At 43.9% G+C, this 19,011-nt stretch carries 17 protein-coding genes; 12 read left to right on the forward strand and 5 right to left on the reverse strand.

The genetic code is table 11. The annotated features are described in order from the left end of the window. Nucleotides 1–39 precede the first annotated feature (39 nt). Entirely contained in the window at nucleotides 40–291 is a 252-nt protein-coding gene (locus tag GXP75_RS05955; protein WP_242556357.1) for a hypothetical protein, read from the forward strand. A gap of 193 nt (nucleotides 292–484) precedes the next feature. Then, nucleotides 485–2,365, forward strand: coding sequence for a molecular chaperone HtpG (gene htpG, locus GXP75_RS05960; protein WP_214915590.1), 1,881 nt, complete (start codon nucleotides 485–487; stop codon nucleotides 2,363–2,365). Between the two features lie 40 nt (nucleotides 2,366–2,405). On the opposite strand, the gene GXP75_RS05965 is transcribed toward htpG, so the two are convergent. The 5 genes from GXP75_RS05965 to GXP75_RS05985 form a co-directional block, all read right to left on the reverse strand. After that, nucleotides 2,406–3,794, reverse strand: a complete 1,389-nt coding sequence (locus tag GXP75_RS05965; protein ID WP_242556358.1) for a sugar porter family MFS transporter — start codon at nucleotides 3,792–3,794, stop codon at nucleotides 2,406–2,408. 135 nt (nucleotides 3,795–3,929) lie between these two features. Next, nucleotides 3,930–4,418, reverse strand: coding sequence for an HPP family protein (locus GXP75_RS05970; RefSeq protein ID WP_223827886.1), 489 nt, complete (start codon nucleotides 4,416–4,418; stop codon nucleotides 3,930–3,932). A gap of 153 nt (nucleotides 4,419–4,571) precedes the next feature. After that, nucleotides 4,572–5,156, reverse strand: coding sequence for a CGNR zinc finger domain-containing protein (locus GXP75_RS05975; RefSeq protein ID WP_242556747.1), 585 nt, complete (start codon nucleotides 5,154–5,156; stop codon nucleotides 4,572–4,574). Between the two features lie 324 nt (nucleotides 5,157–5,480). Continuing rightward, entirely contained in the window at nucleotides 5,481–6,413 is a 933-nt protein-coding gene (locus GXP75_RS05980) for an aldo/keto reductase (protein WP_061572035.1), read from the reverse strand. 92 nt (nucleotides 6,414–6,505) lie between these two features. Then, complete coding sequence (locus tag GXP75_RS05985; protein ID WP_214915598.1) at nucleotides 6,506–7,267, reverse strand: DeoR/GlpR family DNA-binding transcription regulator; 762 nt, start codon at nucleotides 7,265–7,267, stop codon at nucleotides 6,506–6,508. 429 nt (nucleotides 7,268–7,696) lie between these two features. On the opposite strand from GXP75_RS05985, the gene iolA reads away from it, so the two are divergent. From iolA to fba, 10 genes are all read left to right on the forward strand, one after another. Next, nucleotides 7,697–9,160: a methylmalonate-semialdehyde dehydrogenase gene (iolA, locus tag GXP75_RS05990; RefSeq protein WP_214915622.1), complete on the forward strand. Its 1,464-nt coding sequence runs from the start codon at nucleotides 7,697–7,699 to the stop codon at nucleotides 9,158–9,160. 72 nt (nucleotides 9,161–9,232) lie between these two features. Then, nucleotides 9,233–10,048, forward strand: a complete 816-nt coding sequence (gene iolB, locus GXP75_RS05995) for a 5-deoxy-glucuronate isomerase (RefSeq protein ID WP_214915625.1) — start codon at nucleotides 9,233–9,235, stop codon at nucleotides 10,046–10,048. A gap of 26 nt (nucleotides 10,049–10,074) precedes the next feature. After that, nucleotides 10,075–11,058: a 5-dehydro-2-deoxygluconokinase gene (iolC, locus tag GXP75_RS06000; RefSeq protein WP_242556748.1), complete on the forward strand. Its 984-nt coding sequence runs from the start codon at nucleotides 10,075–10,077 to the stop codon at nucleotides 11,056–11,058. Between the two features lie 27 nt (nucleotides 11,059–11,085). Next, entirely contained in the window at nucleotides 11,086–12,999 is a 1,914-nt protein-coding gene (iolD, locus tag GXP75_RS06005; protein WP_242556359.1) for a 3D-(3,5/4)-trihydroxycyclohexane-1,2-dione acylhydrolase (decyclizing), read from the forward strand. 16 nt (nucleotides 13,000–13,015) lie between these two features. After that, complete coding sequence (gene iolE, locus GXP75_RS06010; RefSeq protein WP_214915634.1) at nucleotides 13,016–13,912, forward strand: myo-inosose-2 dehydratase; 897 nt, start codon at nucleotides 13,016–13,018, stop codon at nucleotides 13,910–13,912. Between the two features lie 17 nt (nucleotides 13,913–13,929). Then, nucleotides 13,930–15,234 carry an MFS transporter gene (locus GXP75_RS06015; protein ID WP_242556360.1) on the forward strand — a complete coding sequence of 435 codons (1,305 nt, stop codon included), beginning with the start codon at nucleotides 13,930–13,932 and terminating at the stop codon, nucleotides 15,232–15,234. Nucleotides 15,235–15,259: 25 nt separating this feature from the next. After that, nucleotides 15,260–16,294, forward strand: a complete 1,035-nt coding sequence (iolG, locus tag GXP75_RS06020; RefSeq protein WP_242556361.1) for a bifunctional inositol 2-dehydrogenase/D-chiro-inositol 1-dehydrogenase — start codon at nucleotides 15,260–15,262, stop codon at nucleotides 16,292–16,294. 22 nt (nucleotides 16,295–16,316) lie between these two features. Further along, a complete protein-coding gene (locus tag GXP75_RS06025) occupies nucleotides 16,317–17,186 on the forward strand; it encodes a sugar phosphate isomerase/epimerase family protein (protein WP_242556362.1) in 870 nt (289 codons plus the stop codon). An 88-nt stretch (nucleotides 17,187–17,274) separates the two neighbouring features. Next, on the forward strand, nucleotides 17,275–18,111 hold the full coding sequence (gene iolI / locus GXP75_RS06030; protein WP_242556363.1) for a 2-keto-myo-inositol isomerase: 837 nt from the start codon (nucleotides 17,275–17,277) through the stop codon (nucleotides 18,109–18,111). A gap of 21 nt (nucleotides 18,112–18,132) precedes the next feature. Further along, nucleotides 18,133–19,005, forward strand: a complete 873-nt coding sequence (gene fba, locus GXP75_RS06035) for a class II fructose-1,6-bisphosphate aldolase (protein ID WP_219946874.1) — start codon at nucleotides 18,133–18,135, stop codon at nucleotides 19,003–19,005. Nucleotides 19,006–19,011: the final 6 nt, after the last annotated feature.

The raw sequence follows: 19,011 nt of genomic DNA on the forward strand, positions 1-19,011 counted from the left end.
GTTAAGATGAACTAGGAATTGTTGGGAGGTTTATGTGTTTTGAAGGTACCGCATAAGAAGGAGCTCAAGTTTTATTGCTTCGTCATGATTCCGGTCGTGTTTGTTGTGCTGACTGTCATCTCTTTTTTATTGCAAGAGATTACATTTCCGGTTACAGCAAGCGCATTTCTGAATGCTTCATGGCATAATCTATTGTTTTTAGTGCCGTTTGGTTTGTTTTTCTACCCGGTCCATATATGGATGAAGCAGGAGTTTGGCCGATGGAATGACGCAGAAAAAAAGAGAGGATGATACACCCTCTCTTTTTTATCAGAATGATTGAGAAAAATTAGTGAAATCACATCCAACTAATGTTAAATTTACATATATAAGCATCTTCCCATGTATAAGAATAACATGATTGACAGTTGACACTATATGTGGTAAATAGATGGTGAAAAGAGTTTACATAACATCAAAGCAAGAATTAAAGGAGCGATCTATAGTGGCCAAAAAAGAATTTAAAGCGGAGTCCAAAAGACTGCTTGATATGATGATTAACTCCATTTACACCCAAAAAGAAATCTTCCTGCGTGAGTTAATCTCCAATGCGAGTGATGCGATTGATAAAATTTACTACAGAGCGCTGACGGATGATGCATTAACTTTCGATAAAGACAATTACTACATAAAAGTAGCGGCTGACAAAGGCGCGAGAACGCTGACCATCTCTGATACAGGGATTGGCATGACGAAAGATGAGCTTGAACAGCATCTCGGAATCATTGCGAAAAGCGGTTCTCTTGCGTTTAAAAAGGAAAATGAACTGAAGGACGGACATGATATCATCGGCCAATTCGGTGTCGGATTTTATGCGGCGTTTATGGTCGCCGATGTGGTGACGGTCGTCAGTAAGGCGCTTGGCAGTGAAGAGGCGTATAAATGGGAGTCTGCGGGTGCGGACGGCTACACGATTGAGCAGTGTGAGAAGGATTCCGTCGGAACAGACATTATCCTGAAGATTAAAGAGAATACAGAAGACGATAGCTATGATGAGTTTTTAGAAAACTACCGTTTAAAAGCCATTATCAAAAAGTATTCTGACTTCATTCGCTATCCGATCAAAATGGATGAGACTGTTAATAAGCCAAAAGAAGACAGTGACAATGAGTTTGAAGAGGTTCAGGAAGAACAGACGGTCAACAGCATGGTGCCGATCTGGAGAAAAAACAAGAGCGAGCTGACAGATGAGGACTATGAAACGTTTTATTCCGAAAAGCATTACGGCTTTGATAAACCGCTCACTCATGTGCACATCAGTGTTGATGGCGCCGTTCGCTATAACGCGATTTTATTTATTCCTGAAAATATGCCGTTTGACTATTATTCTAAGGAATATGAGAAGGGGCTGGAGCTGTATTCCAATGGCGTACTGATCATGAACAAATGCGCGGATCTGCTTCCGGACCATTTCAGCTTTGTGAAGGGTATGGTTGATTCAGAGGACCTGTCGCTGAACATTTCAAGAGAAATGCTGCAGCATGACCGCCAGCTGAAGCTGATTGCGAAAAACATCAACAAAAAAATCAAAAGCGAACTGCAAAGCCTGCTGAAAAATGACAGAGAAAAATATGAATCATTCTATCAATCTTTCGGCAGACAATTGAAATTCGGCGTGTACAATGAGTTCGGCGCTCATAAAGATGTATTGAAGGATCTCTTATTATTCTACTCTTCTAAGGAGAAAAAACTGGTCAGCTTAGATGAGTACGTATCCAGAATGCCGGAGGATCAGAAATATATTTATTACGCGTCCGGTGATTCGTATGAGCGAATTGAGAAATTGCCGCAAACAGAAATGGTAGCTGACAAAGGTTATGAAATTCTGTACTTTACAGAGGATATAGACGAGTTTGCGATCAAGATGCTGACCACTTATAAGGAAAAAGAGTTCAAATCCGTATCAAGCGGTGATTTGGGAATCGATACGGAAGAGGATCAAAAACAGTCCGAAGAAGAAGAGAACAAGTATAAAGATCTGTTTGAGGAAATGAAAAGCATTCTGTCTGGCAAAGTCAACAACGTCAGAGTGTCAAAACGCCTCAAATCCCATCCGGTCTGCCTTGCCGCTGACGGCGAAGTGACAATCGAGATGGAAAAAATCCTAAACGCGATGCCGGACAATCAAAATGTAAAGGCTGAAAAAGTGTTGGAAATCAACCCGAATCACGAAGTATTCAAAACACTGCAAGATGCATTTGAACAGGATAAAGACAAATTGAGCTTGTACACAAATCTTTTATATAACCAAGCGCTTCTGATTGAAGGTCTGCCGATCCAAGACCCGGTGGAGTTTACGAACAATATGTGCAAGGTTATGGTGTGACCATAAAAAAGGAATCGTCCAGAGACGATTCCTTTTTTGTTTACGATGTTCGCTCGTTAAGCATTTGATTTTGTCTGTTTTTCTTCTTATTAAAACGTTTTTTCAGACTTTCTTCAATTTCTTCTAGGCTTTTTCCTTTGGTTTCAGGAACCATGTAGAGGGCGAAGAAAAATGAGAGAAGACAAATGACTGAAAAGATGGCAAAGACCCATGCGATGCCCATTGCGCTGAGCATCAGCGGGAAGACCAGCGACACGATAAGGTTGGTTGCGGATAACACCAAAGTGGTGAAGCCCGTCGCGGCTCCGCGGGCTTTGGACGGGAAGAGTTCAGGCATCAGAACCCATACAACCGGACCCCATGTCGCCTGGTAAAACACGATATAAACCCCGAGAAATACGACGGTCAGCCAGGCTGTTGATGTAGAGAGTCCCAAAGACAGGAGCACAGCCGATAGTGCGGCCAGGCTCAGCGTAATCCCGATGCTTCCCCAGATCAGCAGTTTTTTGCGGCCGATGCGGTCTATTAGTATCATCGCTGTGATGCACATGATGACGTTAAGTACGCCGATTCCCATCGTGCCGAGCACTGATGCCGATGTGCCGAGACCAGCCTCAGTGAAAATGGTCGGCGCATAGTAGATTACCGTGTTAATCCCGACAGCCTGTTGGAAAACGGCAAGCCCGACGCCAATCAGAAGCATGGGGCGAATCCATTTTGCTTTCAGCAAGTCTAGTGTCGTTTCTTTTTTCTCTGACTCGCCTTGTTTCATTTCTGCCAGTTCCATTTCAATATCTTCTTGATGATCATGAGTGATTTCCATGATTTTTTTTGCTTCATCTTCACGCCCGCGCTTTACCAGCCATCTTGGCGATTCCGGCATAAATGCGATACCGATTAATAAAAGAACGGCCGGCACCGCAGCCAGACCGACCATCCAGCGCCATGCTTCAAACGGTGTGAAAAGATAATTCACGATATATGCGAGTAAAATACCCGTTACAATCATTAAATTGTTCATGGTTCCAAGTGTTCCGCGGATTTTCGTCGGCGCCATTTCAGAAAGGTACACGGGTACAAGTGCCGTTGAACCTCCCACAGCCAAACCGAGAATCACCCGAGACGCAATCAGCATGGTTATGTTTTGAGAAAATGCACAAACCAGCGCTCCAATGATAAAAATAATGGATAGAACAAATACAACCTTTCTCCTGCCCCAGCGATCTGAGCATGTGCCGCTTAAGGCAGCACCGAAAATCGCGCCAAGGAGAAGCATGCTGACAACCAATCCTTCTGTTAATGTCGTTAAAGGAATGTCATTGTTGATAAACAGCAGCGCTCCAGAGATGACGCCCGTATCGTATCCGTAAAGCAGCCCCCCTAAAGCACCGAAAAAGTAAATCATATATTTCCTTGTGTTTGTGTTCACAAATGTTCCTCCTCAGTCTTGAACCAATAGATAAATGTCTAATTTTATAAGTAATTGTTTAGTACCCTTTACCTATTAGACTCGAAACATTTGCAATTGAAAAAGTTTAATTTGTTTAATATTGCAGGGCCTTATTCATATCCAAAATGTAGGGTATTGTCGGTTCTCGCGCAAGTTATTCAGTAAGAGAGCGATAATCACGATGATGAAAGACCCTATCAGCACCGGAAAAACCAAATAACTCCAACTATACGCTCCCTGAATGACAACAATCGGATCTGCACCGGCGGGAGGATGAGTGGTTTTGGTCAGCATCATAAAGAAAATAGCGAGCCCTGCTCCTAATGCGAATGTCCATGGATGAGCACCGAATAAATGAAATACAATAAGGCCTGTCAGTGCAGAAATGAAGTGGCCGCCAATCACATTTCTGGGTTGTGATAAAGGTGCATTCCAAGCGCCAAATGCTAACACACAACTCGCTCCAAAAGGCGCCATTAACCATAGGCTTGATGTATAAGACGTTAATGAGGCTAATGCCAAAATGGTGATAAATCCGCCTATTAGACCTGTAGCAGCGTCCTTACCGTTTATCTTTAAAGGCGTTTTTCCTTTTCCTTTCATTTTCAAAAAATAGTTTGTTTCCAAAATTATCCCCTCCTGTATCTATAGAATAATCATTGAGAAATAACCTGTCAATTATTATTTTAGTGGTTAGTTTGATGCGTGAATATAAAAAAACTGTCCGATTGAAGGACAGCTTTCTGCTCGTTTATGTCATTTATTTGTTTTTTTCTGATGGCGTGAGACCTTTTGTCTGTTTCCGCATATCTTCATGGAGCACCATTTTCGTCTTCCGGTCTTATCGAGAAAAAGCAAAATACACTTTTCATTGGCGCATCGCTTCAACTGCTTTATTTCTTTTGTATGAATAAGCCATAATGCATCGTAAGCGATAAGAGAAAGAATCGCATCATCAATGTTTCCGGCAGGAATGCGCGCGAGCTTGTCATCAATGATTTCATAAGTAAAAGGAGCAGCTGCGATTTGGTCTTGCAGGAAAGAGACAAAAGACGGTGCAGGCTCCCCGCCCTCGGCAATGTTCTCGAAATGTTCTCTCAGTACGGAGCGGAATTGGAGAATCTTTTGTGATACATTTGAAAAATCTTCTTGGACTTTTTTTAACGCAGAGCGGTTTAGAAAAGGAGCTGCTTCTCCCATTTTGCCTAACCATTTCATTAGATCTTCTTCTGAATGGATAAGATCGTGCCGTTTATCATAGCTTATGATTTCGGTATTCACTAGATCGAGAGAAAGGTTGTGAGAGATAAGGGGAAATTCTATCTTTGCCAAAGTGATCATTCCTTTCTGAACCATTTTAAGTGCCAAAACCACACTCACGCAAGAAAATGTTCATGAAGGGAGCTCCGACAGACAAGAAGAAAGCTTTGATTTGTTGCTTGAGAGAGGGGAGTATGTTGCTGTAGACAGGCAGATTGAATTTGGTTTTTATTGATTCAGATCGTCGGTGCTTACGAGAAAAAGATCAGCGGCTAATAGCACGGGCAGCCTGCCGAAGTCCGCTCCGATGCCCCTCTTTCAAGGGTCTTCAATCACGCTGAAAAGAAAACAGAATGCCAAAACATAAAACCGTTTTGGCATTCTGTCATCAATCTGTTTTATGTCTTAAGCAAACAATTCATCAATAAATGAAATATCTTCTTTCGTCAGCTCAACGTTTGCTGTTTTCATATTATCTTTCAGCTGTTCTGCACGTTTTGCCCCCGGGATTAAAATATTAATTTCAGGTCTTGCAAGGTACCAAGCCAGTACCACATGGGCAATGCCGACATTGTGCTTTTCGGCAATTGGCGCCAGTTGATTGACTTTCTTGATATTTTCTTTGAAAAGGTCACCTTGGAAGTTCTCCTGTTCTCTCCGAAGGTCGCCCTCTGGGAACGTTGTGTCTTCTGTGTATTTCCCTGCCAGCAGTCCTGACACTAGAGGGAAGAACGGAACGAATGAAATGTTGTTTTCCATAATATACGGGAAGAATGTTGACTCTGCTTCACGGTTTAACAGATTGTACTCGCCTTGCAGCACATCGACATATCCGTCTTTATTGGCTTCCTTTAATTGCTCCAAAGAGAAGTTAGATACGCCGATCGCGCGGATTTTCCCTTCTTTTTTTAACTCATGCAGGGCTTTCACTGCTTCATCTTTCGGTGTATGGTCATCAGGAAAATGAATGTAGAAAAGGTCAATGTAATCGGTCTGAAGGCGTTTAAGCGCGTCTTCAACAGATTGTTTCAAAAATGCCGGTGAGTTATCAAAGACAAAGTCGTCACCTTCTTTTCTGTGGGCGGCTTTTGTTGCGATGATGACATCTTCTCGGTTATATTCACGAAGGACCTCGCCGATTAATTCTTCAGAGCGGCCTACCCCGTAAATGTAAGCGGTATCTAATAAATTCACGCCGTTACGAAGCGCTTCACGAATCAGTTCTTTCCCTGTTTCCTCATTTAAATCCGGATAAAGGTTGTGCCCTCCAACAGCATTTGTTCCTAAACCAATTGGAAATACTTGCAGGTCTGATTTGCCGATTCTTGTTTTTTGCATGGTTAAGCCTCCTAGAAAAATGAATGGATATATATGAAACTTTTCCGATGCGGCACTTTTATATTTATGCCCGGTCAAGTTCCCTTCTAATGTTAACTCTGTGCCAGATGAATATCAATTTGATGCTCTTTGCAAAACTTGTTATATTCCTCATCCAGCGGTTTCGATGTTACAATGCAATCCGCTCGCTTAAACGGTGCGTACGTCAGCAGAGTTGACTTGCCGAATTTAGAGTGATCAGCGAGTAAATACACTTCTTTTGCTTTTTCGGAGATTTTCTTTTTGATTTCATATTCCATCAAATCGGAATTGGTTAAACCGTGTGTGAGCGTGATTCCGGTTGATGACATAAAGGCTTTATTAATGTTGTATTTGTCTAATGTACCGGGATCATCAATTCCAACAAAGGATCTTGTTTTTCTCTTATAATTGCTTCCGATGATAAGCAAATTTACATTATTTAATGATGATGCAGCATTAATTACGTCTAAGCTATTGGTCAGAATCGTCACGTTTCTGCCCTGATCAAGCGTATCCATAATTGATTTGGTTGTTGTGCCCGAGTCGATGAAAATGAGATCTTGGTCTTCTATAAATCGTGAAGCGTAATGGCCGATCTTTGTTTTTTCATCTTGGTTTTGGATTGTACGGTTTTCAAAAGGAACGAGCGCTGATTTCTCAATTGACGTTACACCGCCGTATACTTTTTGGATGGCACCCTTTTCAGTTAATTTGTTGATATCGCGTCTGACCGTGTTTTTAGAGACATTGAAGACCTGGCATAGTTCATCTAACGAAACGGTGCCATTCGTTAAAATGTATTCCTCCATCTCCTGTATCCGCATCAGTTTCATACAAAAGTCTCCTTCTAATCTTAAATTAATTCAAATATATAACATAACCAAAAGTTAATCAATATTTACTTAAAAAATGGTAACACTCGTATATGTCTTTTGCAAGGACTCGTCTTACAGCCAAGTTTGGACTCAAAAAGTGTGATATAAAGAAATAATAAAAATAATGAAAAAATTAAGATAATATGGTTGACTTATGGGTATGGTGCAATTAGAATATAACCAAGAAATGATCAAAAAATACCCTGTTATTCTGGTTTCTTATAAGGTTTAATCCATGAGCAGCTAAGGGGTCTTTATGAAAGCGGTTAAATTAAGTTTTTTGGAAGAACGGGTAATGAATGAAAGATAATAGCAATCAATCATTTATACCATCCTCGCATCATTTATATAAGCGTTTGATGTTTACTATTTAAGGAGGCAATAAAGATGGCTGAAATTAGAAAACTAAAAAACTACATTAATGGTGAATGGGTTGAAAGTAAAACAGATAAATATGAAGACGTTGTCAATCCGGCAACAAAAGAAGTTCTGTGCCAAGTACCGATTTCTACTAAAGAAGATATAGATTACGCGGTTGAAAAAGCATCTCAAGCCTTTAAGAAGTGGTCAAAAGTAGCCGTGCCGCGCCGTGCAAGAATTCTATTTAACTACCAGCAGCTCCTCCAGCAAAATAAAGAAGAGCTCGCTCGTCTGATCACATTAGAAAACGGTAAAAACACAACTGAAGCGTTAGGCGAAGTCGGACGCGGTATCGAAAACGTTGAGTTTGCCGCAGGAGCGCCATCCTTGATGATGGGAGATTCCCTCGCATCAATCGCAACTGATGTAGAAGCTGCAAACTACCGCTACCCAATCGGAGTTGTCGGCGGAATCGCGCCATTTAACTTCCCGATGATGGTTCCTTGCTGGATGTTCCCGATGGCGATTGCATTAGGAAACTCATTCATTCTAAAACCGTCTGAGCGCACGCCGCTGTTAACCGAGAAGCTGGTCGAGCTTTTCGAACAAGCCGGACTTCCAAAAGGGGTCTTCAACGTAGTGCACGGGGCTCATGACGTAGTGAACGGCGTACTCGAACATCCGGAAATTAAAGCGATTTCATTTGTCGGGTCTAAACCGGTCGGCGAATATGTATTTAAAAAAGGAAGCGAAAACTTAAAACGCGTTCAAGCTTTGACCGGCGCGAAAAACCACACGATTGTCTTGAATGACGCTCATATGGAAGATACGATCACAAACATTATCGGCGCTGCATTCGGTTCAGCCGGAGAACGCTGCATGGCTTGTGCGGTTGTAACGGTTGAAGAAGGAATCGCTGATGAATTCATGGCGAAATTACAAGAAAAAGCGGCAAGTGTGAAAATGGGGAACGGACTTGATGACGGTGTGTTCTTAGGACCTGTCATTCGTGAAGATAATAAAAAACGCACGCTCAGTTATATTGAAAAGGGCCTTGAAGAGGGCGCGAGACTGGTTTGTGACGGCCGTGAAAACGTATCTGACGAGGGCTACTTTGTCGGACCGACGATCTTTGATAATGTGACAACGGATATGACAATCTGGAAGGACGAAATTTTCGCCCCTGTCTTATCTGTCATCCGTGTGAAAAATCTGAAAGAAGCAGTTGAGATTGCCAACGAGTCTGAATTTGCAAACGGCGCGTGCTTGTTCACATCTAATGCCAACGCCATTCGTTACTTCCGTGAGAACATTGATGCGGGAATGCTTGGCATCAACTTGGGCGTACCGGCGCCAATGGCATTCTTCCCATTCTCCGGCTGGAAGTCTTCATTCTTTGGCACATTACATGCGAACGGAAAAGACAGCGTAGACTTCTATACTCGTAAAAAAGTAGTGACAGCAAGATATCCGTCTCCTGATTTCATCTAATATATGAAGAGACCGAACAGCGCGGCTGCGCTGTTCGGGCCTATTTGAAAACCAATGAGGAGGTCACTTTATATGAGTTATTTATTGCGAAAGCCTCAAGCGAATGAGCTTTCTCAAGGCGTGAAGGTTGTACATGAAGTAACTACATCAAATTCAGATCTCGAATATGTTGAATTTAAAGTTGTGGACCTTGCACCGGGTTCCCGCTATACAGAGGAATTACAAAAAATAGAATGCTGCATTGTTGCGGTTACAGGCAAAATCACAGTCACTGATCACGATCAAACATTTGAAAGCATCGGCACACGCGACAGTGTATTTGAAAGAATACCGACGGACAGCGTCTATGTGTCAAACGATCAATCCTTTGAGATTACAGCGGTCAGCCAAGCCAGAGTGGCGCTTTGCTATTCTCCGTCTGAAAAGCGGCTGCCGACAAAGCTGATTAAAGCTGAAGATAACGGTGTTGAACACCGCGGAAAACGCTCAAACAAACGGATTGTGCATAACATTTTGCCTGATTCAGACCCGTCAGCAAACAGTCTGTTAGTTGTTGAAGTATATACAGACAGCGGAAACTGGTCGAGCTACCCGCCTCATAAACATGACCAAGACAATTTACCAGCAGAATCCTTTTTAGAAGAAACTTATTATCACGAAATGGACCCACCGCAAGGCTTTGTATTCCAGCGTGTGTATACGGATGACCGTTCAATTGACGAGACGATGACTGTAGAAAATGAAAACGTTGTCATCGTGCCGGCGGGCTATCACCCGGTTGGGGTTCCGGATGGATATACATCGTACTATTTAAATGTAATGGCAGGACCGGCAAGAAAGTGGAAGTTTCATAATGATCCCGATCATGAATGGATTCTGGAACGCTAACAATCAGTGAGGAGTGGCTGTTTACGATGAAGTATACGTTTAATGAAGATAAGGACTTTGATATTGTTGCCATCGGACGCGCATGTATTGATTTAAATGCGGTGGAGTACAATCGGCCAATGGAAGAAACGATGACGTTTTCAAAATATGTCGGTGGCTCACCGGCCAACATTGCGATCGGAAGTTCCAAGCTGGGCCTTAAAGCGGGTTTTATCGGCAAAATTCCTGATGACCAGCATGGAAGATTTATAGAATCCTATATGAGAAACACGGGCATTGATACGACACAAATGATTGTCGACCAAGAGGGACATAAAGCCGGCCTTGCCTTTACGGAAATCAAAAGCCCGGAAGAATGCAGCATTTTAATGTACCGGGATGATGTGGCTGACCTATACCTGAAGCCATCTGAAGTTGATGAAGCGTATATCGCAAAAGCAAAGATGCTGCTTGTCTCAGGGACGGCTCTTGCGAAAAGCCCTTCTCGTGAAGCTGTCTTAAAAGCTGTGAATCTGGCGAAAAAGCATCAGGTGAAAGTCGTATTTGAACTCGATTATCGCCCTTATACATGGAAATCAACTGAAGAAACGTCCGTTTATTATACATTGATTGCTGAACAATCCGACATCGTGATCGGCACACGTGATGAATTCGACATGATGGAAAACCGCATCGGAGGCAGCAACGGCGACACGATAAAATACTTATTTGAACATTCCGCAGACCTGGTCGTCATCAAGCATGGTGTCGAAGGGTCATACGCATATAGCAAATCTGGAGAAGTATTCCGCGCGAAAGCATACAAGACGAATGTCTTGAAAACATTTGGAGCTGGCGATTCGTATGCTTCAGCCTTTATCTATGGCCTTGTTTCAGGTAAAGATATCGAAACGGCATTGAAATACGGAAGCGCTTCTGCATCCATCGTTGTCAGCAAACATAGCTCATCAGAAGCAATGCCGACTGTAGCAGAAATCGAACAGCTTGTTGAGACTCAGCCATCATTTTAAAAAGAACGAATAAAGGTGGGATCGTTTGTGGGGAAGAAAATTCGCTTAACAACAGCACAAGCGCTGATAAAATTCTTAAACCAGCAGTATATCCATGTTGACGGGAAGGAAGAGCCTTTCGTTGAAGGAATCTTCACCATTTTCGGCCATGGAAATGTGGTAGGAATCGGTCAAGCGCTGGAACAAGATGCCGGCCATTTAAAAGTATTTCAAGGTAAAAATGAACAAGGGATGGCACACGCTGCCATGGCATACAGCAAGCAAATGCTGAGAAGAAAAATTTATGCAGTGTCGACATCTGTCGGACCGGGAGCGGCCAACTTAACGGCTGCCGCAGGTACGGCGCTGGCAAATAATATTCCTGTGCTTTTGATTCCGGCAGACACGTTTGCGACAAGACAGCCTGACCCAGTGCTGCAGCAAGTGGAACAAGAATACAGCGCGGCGATTACGACAAACGATGCATTGAAGCCGGTATCAAGGTATTGGGACCGCATTACGCGTCCTGAACAGCTTATGAGCAGCTTGATCCGCGCATTTGAAGTCATGACTGATCCTGCAAAAGCCGGTCCTGCAACGATTTGTATTTCACAAGATGTTGAAGGGGAAGCGTATGATTTCGATGAAAGTTTCTTCGTCAAACGGGTTCATTATATTGACCGGATGCAGCCGAGCGAGCGTGAATTGCAGGGAGCGGCGGAGCTGATCAAATCAAGCAAAAACCCTGTGATTTTAGTGGGCGGAGGCGCTAAATATTCTGATGCACGCGACGAATTAATCGCCATCTCTGAAGCATACAACATTCCATTGGTTGAAACGCAGGCAGGTAAATCCACCGTTGAAGCCGATTTTGCCAATAACTTAGGCGGGATGGGAATCACGGGAACACTCGCAGCCAATAAAGCGGCCCGCCAGTCAGATCTGATCATCGGAATCGGCACCAGATATACCGACTTTGCGACTTCCTCTAAGACTGCATTTGATTTTGATAAAGCGAAATTTTTGAATATCAATGTCAGCAGAATGCAAGCGTACAAACTGGATGCGTTCCAAGTGGTAGCGGATGCGAAAGTAACGCTCGGCAAGCTGCACAGCTTATTGGAAGGGTACAAAAGCGAATTTGGTTCAACCATTCAGGATCTTAAAGAAGAGTGGCTGGCTGAACGTGACCGGCTCAGCAAGGTGACATTTAAACGCGAAGAATTTGTGCCGGAAATTAAAAATCATTTTAATCAAGACGTGCTGAATGAGTACGCTGACGCTTTGGATACCGAGCTTCCGCAAACAACAGCGCTGCTAACGATTAATGAGACGATTCCCGAAGACAGCGTTGTCATCAGTTCAGCAGGCTCCCTCCCAGGAGATTTACAGCGCTTATGGCATTCTAATGTACCGAATACGTATCATCTGGAATATGGCTATTCATGCATGGGATATGAAGTGTCCGGCACACTCGGACTCAAATTAGCCCATCCGGACAGAGAAGTGTATTCGCTTGTCGGAGACGGCAGCTTCTTGATGCTTCACTCCGAATTAATCACGGCAATTCAGTACAATAAGAAAATCAATGTCCTGCTCTTTGACAACTCAGGATTCGGCTGTATCAACAATCTGCAAATGGATCACGGAAGCGGCAGCTATTATTGTGAGTTCCGCACAGACGACAATCAAATTTTGAACGTGGACTATGCAAAAGTGGCTGAGGGCTACGGAGCCAAAACCTACCGCGCCAACACGGCAGAAGAGCTGAAAGCAGCGTTAGAGGATGCGAAGAATCAAGACGTGTCAACTTTGATAGAAATGAAAGTGCTTCCGAAAACAATGACAGACGGCTATGACAGTTGGTGGCATGTCGGTGTTGCTGAAGTTTCTGAGCAAGAAAGCGTCCAGAAGGCATATGAAGCCAAAGAGAAAATGCTGGGGTCTGCGAAGCAGTACTAGAGGGGAGGACATCACGATGGGCAAAAAAGAGATTATATGGGGCATCGCTCCCATAGGATGGCGTAATGATGATATTCCTGAGATCGGAGCGGGAAATACATTGCAGCATTTGTTAAGTGATATCGTTGTCGCACGCTTCCAAGGTACGGAAGTAGGAGGGTTTTTCCCTGAACCCTCCATCCTCAATAAGGAGCTTGAGCTTCGAAACTTACGGATTGCCGGGAAATGGTTCAGCAGCTTTATCCTGCGCGACGGGCTTGATGAAACGGAGAAGGAATTTACCGCACATTGTGAATATTTGAATCAGGTGCACGCGGATGTCGCTGTCGTTTCTGAACAAACCTACAGTGTGCAAGGGTTGGAAAAAGACGTGTTTAAAGAGAAGCCTTACTTTACAGATGAGGAATGGGAGAGGCTTTGTGAGGGATTAAACCACCTTGGCAAAATCGCTGAAAAGTATGACCTAAAGCTTGTCTATCACCATCATCTCGGCACCGGAGTCCAAACAGCGGAAGAAGTAGACCGCCTTATGGACGGAACGGACGCAAAGCATGTACACCTTCTCTATGATACAGGCCACGCTTATATTTCGGACGGCAATTACATGACAATACTTGAAAAGCATATTGACCGGATTAAACATGTCCACTTCAAAGACGCAAGGGTAAACGTCATGGAGCAATGCAAAAAAGAGGGAAAATCTTTTCAGCAGTCCTTTTTACAAGGCATGTTCACTGTTCCCGGAGATGGATGCATCAATTTTGTAGAAGTATATCAAACCTTATTGAACAACGATTATTCCGGATGGATCGTGATTGAAGCTGAGCAAGATCCGGCTGTTGCAAATCCGCTTGAATATGCGCTTTTGGCCAGAAAGTATATTGATCGTCAGCTGCTCGATCTTGCAAACTGACTAGAGGGGGACCAAATATGAATAGTGCGAAGGCGGATTCGGCTTTTAATAAAAGGACCATCGCCGCAGCATTAGCAAACTATATTGATGCGGGTTCCATCGTGGCAGGATCAGCAGGTTTGTCAATGTGGGTCAGCTACCTGAAGCTGTCAGACAGCCAAATCGGATTGCTCGGCGCGTTTAGCGCAAACGCCATTTCAGCGGCAGTCGGCGCTTTGCTCGGCGGATATCTTGCGGACAAAGTGGGACGAAAAGCGGTCTACACAAACAGCATGTTAGTGTACGCGTTAGGGATTTGTTTGGTGCTGTTTGGAATGAATTTTCCCATGCTGTTAAGCGGTTACATGATTATCGGTATCTCCGTAGGTGCGGATATCACGGCATCGTGGACCATCATTGCGGAAAACGCGCCAAAGAGAAACCGAGCCAGGCATTGCGGTGTTGCACAGGTGGCTTGGGCTGCCGGAGCAGTAGTCGTCCTGATGCTGTCAGTGCTGGTCGGCGATTTAGGCCTGTTGGGAAATAAAATTGTGTTTGCTCATTTATTAGTGATTGCGTTGATCACTTATATATTAAGAATTCGATTGCCTGAATCTGAAGCTTGGAAAGGTCAATCAAAACAACCACAGGCTGAAGGTGCGGTCTTGGTGAATAAAACGTCTTATCTGAACTTACTCAAGCCTACATTCTTAAAGAAAATTATGTTCCTAATGGGTGTTTATCTGCTTTGGAATTTAGCAGCCGGGGTCATGGGATTTTTCATGCCTTATATATACCAGCAAGTCGGGGGCGTTTCTGCCAATATGGCAAATCTGCTGCAAATGGGTCTGTTTATTTTCACCGGACTGGGTGTTGCTTTTATCTTCATGCCTTTTGCAGATAAATACAGAAAAACTGTTTTTGGTATTTGCGCCTTTATGGCGGTCATCGGCTGGTCGCTGTTTCTGATGCCGGTTCAAGGCATACCTATTCTGCTCCTGTTTATCGTGGCTATGGGAATCAATAACGGAGCCGGGCAGCAAGCGAACTACCAATTATGGGCCAGCGAGCTGTTTCCAACCGAATACCGTGCTTCAGCGCAAGGATTGATGTTCTTTCTTGTTCGTATTTCGATAGGAGTTTGGAGCTTGTTTGTACCGATGATTATGACGAACTTCGGCATTGGCTTTATGGCTGCGATTCTCCTTGGATGTGTGACGGCTAGTATGATCATAGGGCTTGTTTTCGCACCGAATACGTCTGGCAAGTCGCTTGAAGAAATTCAAGAAGACCTTTATGGAACTCCTCCTGCCAAGCAAGGTAACGATAGAAAAATCATGTAATGACTATTAGAAGGAGTGACGATCAATGATTTTACGTATTGGTGTTATCGGAACTGGGGCAATCGGAAAAGAGCACATTAACCGCATCACGAACAAACTGGCTGGCGCGGAGATTGTGGCTGTAACGGATGTCAATCAAGAAGCGGCACAACAGGTCGTTCAAGACTATCAATTAAACGCAACTGTTTATCCTGATGATGACAGCCTCGTTGCTGATGAAAATGTAGACGCTGTCTTGGTCACAAGCTGGGGACCGGCTCACGAGTCCAGTGTTTTGAAAGCGATTAAAGCCAAGAAATATGTATTCTGTGAAAAGCCTCTCGCGACAACCGCTGAAGGATGCATGCGCATCGTCGAAGAAGAAATCAAAGTGGGCAAACGCCTTGTTCAAGTCGGCTTCATGCGCCGTTATGACAGCGGTTACGTAAAGTTGAAAGAAGCGATTGACAACCGTGTCATCGGTGAACCGCTGATGATCCACTGCGCGCACCGCAACCCGGCTGTAGCTGAAAATTATACGACTGATATGGCAGTGGTCGATACGCTCGTTCATGAAATTGATGTCCTTCACTGGCTCGTCAATGATGACTACGAGTCTGTTCAAGTCATCTATCCGAAAAAATCGAAAAATGCCCTGCCGCACTTAAAAGATCCGCAAATCGTAGTCATTGAAACAAAAGGCGGTATCGTCATCAATGCTGAAATCTTTGTGAACTGTAAATACGGCTATGACATTCAATGTGAGATTGTTGGAGAAGACGGCATCATTAAACTTCCTGAACCATCAAGCATCAGCTTGAGACAAGAAGGAAAATTCAGCACAGATATTCTGATGGATTGGCAGAGACGCTTTGTGGATGCGTACGATGTGGAAATCCAAGACTTCATTGATTCCATCCAGAAAAAAGGCGAAGTCAGCGGGCCGACGGCATGGGACGGCTATATTGCTGCCGTTACGACTGACGCGTGTGTAAAAGCCCAGGAATCTGGACAAAAAGAAAAGGTTGAATTGAAGGAAAAACCGGAATTCTATCAATCTTTTACAACGGTTGAAAACTAGAAATATTGAGGAGTGAAAAAATATGAAATTAGCATTGGATCCATCGATGTATCGAGATGATTTAACGTTGGAGGAAATGGTCTATAAAACGGCTGAGCTTGGTTATGAATATATCGAACTGTCGCCGCGCGAGGATTTTTGTCCATTCTATAAATATCCGAAAGTCGATTCAGCAAAGATCAAACAATTAAAGCGGCTTTTAAGAGATACAGGCGTTAAGCTTTCATCACTCCTTCCGCTTTACCACTGGGCGGGTCCTGAAGAAGACCGCCGCCAGGCTGCGGTGCGCAATTGGAAAAGGGCGATCGAAATTGCGGTTGAATTGGAAGTGGATTTAATGAACAGCGAATTCAGCGGTTCAAAATATGATCCTTTAACAAGTGAAGAAAAATTTATTAAATCCATGGATGAGCTCCTGCCCATCTTTGAAAAAGAAGGCATTAAACTCAATCTTCAAGCCCATCCATACGATTTTATCGAAACGCACAAAGGGGCAATGGATATGATCCGCGCGCTTGACCGGGTTTGGATCAACCTTGTCTACTCGACTGCGCATACGTTCTTCTATGATGACGGCAAAGGCGATATCGCGACCATGTTTGACGAAGCCGGCGACCGCCTCACACATGTTTTATTTGCAGATACTTTTAATCATAAAGCGGCTCATGGCCTGCGCTACATCGTCAATCCGCCTGACGCGAAAGTAACGGTTCACCAGCATTTGGACATTGGTCAGGGCGAGGTTGATTTTGATACGATTTTCAGAAAGCTGAGAGAGATGAAGTTCGACGGAATTGCGACGAATGCCGTGTTTGCTTGGGTCGACGAAAGAGCGGATGAATCAAGCCGATTGATGCTTCGGAAAATGAAAGAAGAATTAGGTCTGGCATAAGCTGAGCATTGGAGTTCGGCGGGGTGAGGCGAACAGCCATCCTGCCGAACTTCCTTCATATATCAACCAAGATAGGAGAATTGCAAAAATGAAACTATGCTTTAATGAAGCCACGACATTAGAGAACTCAAATCTCGCACAAGACTTAGAGCTATGCGAAAAGCATGGCTATGATTATATTGAAATCCGTACGATGGATAAGCTGCCGGAGTACTTAAAAGATCATTCATTATCAGATCTGGCTGAATTTTTCCAAACACATCATATCAAACCGCTTGCGTTAAACGCTCTAGTCTTCTTCAACAACCGTGATGAAAAGGGCTACAAAGACATCATTGAGGAATTTAAGGGCATGATGGAAACGTGCAAAACCCTCGGTGTGAAATATGTAGTGGCCGTTCCGCTTGTGACAGAGCAGAAAATCTTAAAAGAAGAGATCAAAAAGAGCTGTGTAGAGGTTCTGACTGAGCTTTCTGATATCGCCGAACCGTACGGCGTTAAAATCGCCCTTGAGTTTGTCGGACATCCGCAATGTACAGTCAATACGTTTGAACAGGCGTATGACATCATCAATACTGTCAGCCGCGACAATGTCGGGCTTGTCCTTGACAGCTTCCACTTCCATGCGATGGGTTCAAATATCGAAAGCTTAAAGCAAGCAGACGGCAAGAAAATCTTTATTTATCATATTGACGATACGGAAGATTTCCCGATCGGTTTCTTAACGGATGAAGATCGCGTATGGCCGGGCCAAGGGGCTATTGATCTGGACGCCCACTTATCCGCTTTAAAAGAAATCGGCTTTTCAGACGTTGTATCTGTTGAGCTGTTCAGACCGGAATATTATAAGCTAAGTGCAGAGGAAACCATTAAGATGGCAAAAGAAACAACGGTTGGTGCCGTGTCAAAATACTTCAAGATGTAAAGTGAGATAGGAGGGGTGAACGTGGCTTTAGTACCCATGAAGAACCTGCTGGCAGAAGCAAAGCGCAGCCAGTACGCAGTCGGGCAATTTAATATCAACGGCCTTCAATGGACAAAGGCGATTTTACAAGCGGCGGAAGAAGAACAATCTCCTGTGATCGCTGCGGCGTCTGATCGGTTAGTAGATTACTTAGGCGGATTTCATACGATTTCCGCTATGGTCCATGCGTTAATGGAAGAGTTGTCGATAACGGTCCCTGTTGCATTGCATCTTGATCACGGAAGCAGTGCGGAGCGGTGTAAAAAAGCGATTGACGCCGGTTTTAGTTCGGTGATGATTGACGGCTCTCATTCTTCAATTGATGAGAATATCGCCATGACAAGAGAAGTCGTTGAGTATGCCCGCCTGCACAATGTGTCGGTTGAAGCAGAGGTCGGTACGGTCGGCGGTATGGAAGACGGTCTCATTGGCGGGGTGAAATACGCAGATATCCATGAATGTGAGCGACTTGTGAAAGAAACCAATATCGATGCATTGGCAGCGGCGCTCGGCTCCGTGCATGGAAAGTATCAGGGAGAGCCGAAGCTTGGATTTAAGGAAATGGAGGAGATCGCCAAGGTAACGGACGTTCCGCTTGTTCTTCATGGAGCATCCGGCATTCCAAGAGATCAAATCACAAAAGCCATCCAGCTCGGACATGCAAAGATTAATATTAATACTGAATGTATGGTGGCTTGGACGGAAGAGACACGTAACATGTTTAACAAGAACACGGACTTTTACGAACCGCGTGTCATTCTGGCTCCCGGGGTTCATGCCGTTATGGAAACAGTCAAAAGCAAAATGAGAGAATTTGGCTCTTCAAATAAAGCGGCAAAGCAACAAGTGGGTTAAAACATT

Source organism: Bacillus sp. HU-1818 (assembly GCF_022695965.1).
GTDB classification, from domain to species: Bacteria; Bacillota; Bacilli; order Bacillales; family Bacillaceae; genus Bacillus; species Bacillus atrophaeus.

Bases quoted from the DNA above. Each gene is read 5' to 3' on its own strand.
- GXP75_RS05970 (WP_223827886.1), bottom strand. From the start codon at position 4,418: ATGAAAGGAAAAGGAAAAACGCCTTTAAAGATAAACGGTAAGGACGCT.
- GXP75_RS05975 (WP_242556747.1), bottom strand. From the start codon at position 5,156: ATGATCACTTTGGCAAAGATAGAATTTCCCCTTATCTCTCACAACCTT.
- GXP75_RS05980 (WP_061572035.1), bottom strand. From the start codon at position 6,413: ATGCAAAAAACAAGAATCGGCAAATCAGACCTGCAAGTATTTCCAATT.
- GXP75_RS05985 (WP_214915598.1), bottom strand. From the start codon at position 7,267: ATGAAACTGATGCGGATACAGGAGATGGAGGAATACATTTTAACGAAT.
- iolA (WP_214915622.1), top strand. From the start codon at position 7,697: ATGGCTGAAATTAGAAAACTAAAAAACTACATTAATGGTGAATGGGTT.
- iolB (WP_214915625.1), top strand. From the start codon at position 9,233: ATGAGTTATTTATTGCGAAAGCCTCAAGCGAATGAGCTTTCTCAAGGC.
- iolC (WP_242556748.1), top strand. From the start codon at position 10,075: ATGAAGTATACGTTTAATGAAGATAAGGACTTTGATATTGTTGCCATC.
- iolE (WP_214915634.1), top strand. From the start codon at position 13,016: ATGGGCAAAAAAGAGATTATATGGGGCATCGCTCCCATAGGATGGCGT.
- GXP75_RS06015 (WP_242556360.1), top strand. From the start codon at position 13,930: ATGAATAGTGCGAAGGCGGATTCGGCTTTTAATAAAAGGACCATCGCC.
- iolG (WP_242556361.1), top strand. From the start codon at position 15,260: ATGATTTTACGTATTGGTGTTATCGGAACTGGGGCAATCGGAAAAGAG.
- GXP75_RS06025 (WP_242556362.1), top strand. From the start codon at position 16,317: ATGAAATTAGCATTGGATCCATCGATGTATCGAGATGATTTAACGTTG.
- iolI (WP_242556363.1), top strand. From the start codon at position 17,275: ATGAAACTATGCTTTAATGAAGCCACGACATTAGAGAACTCAAATCTC.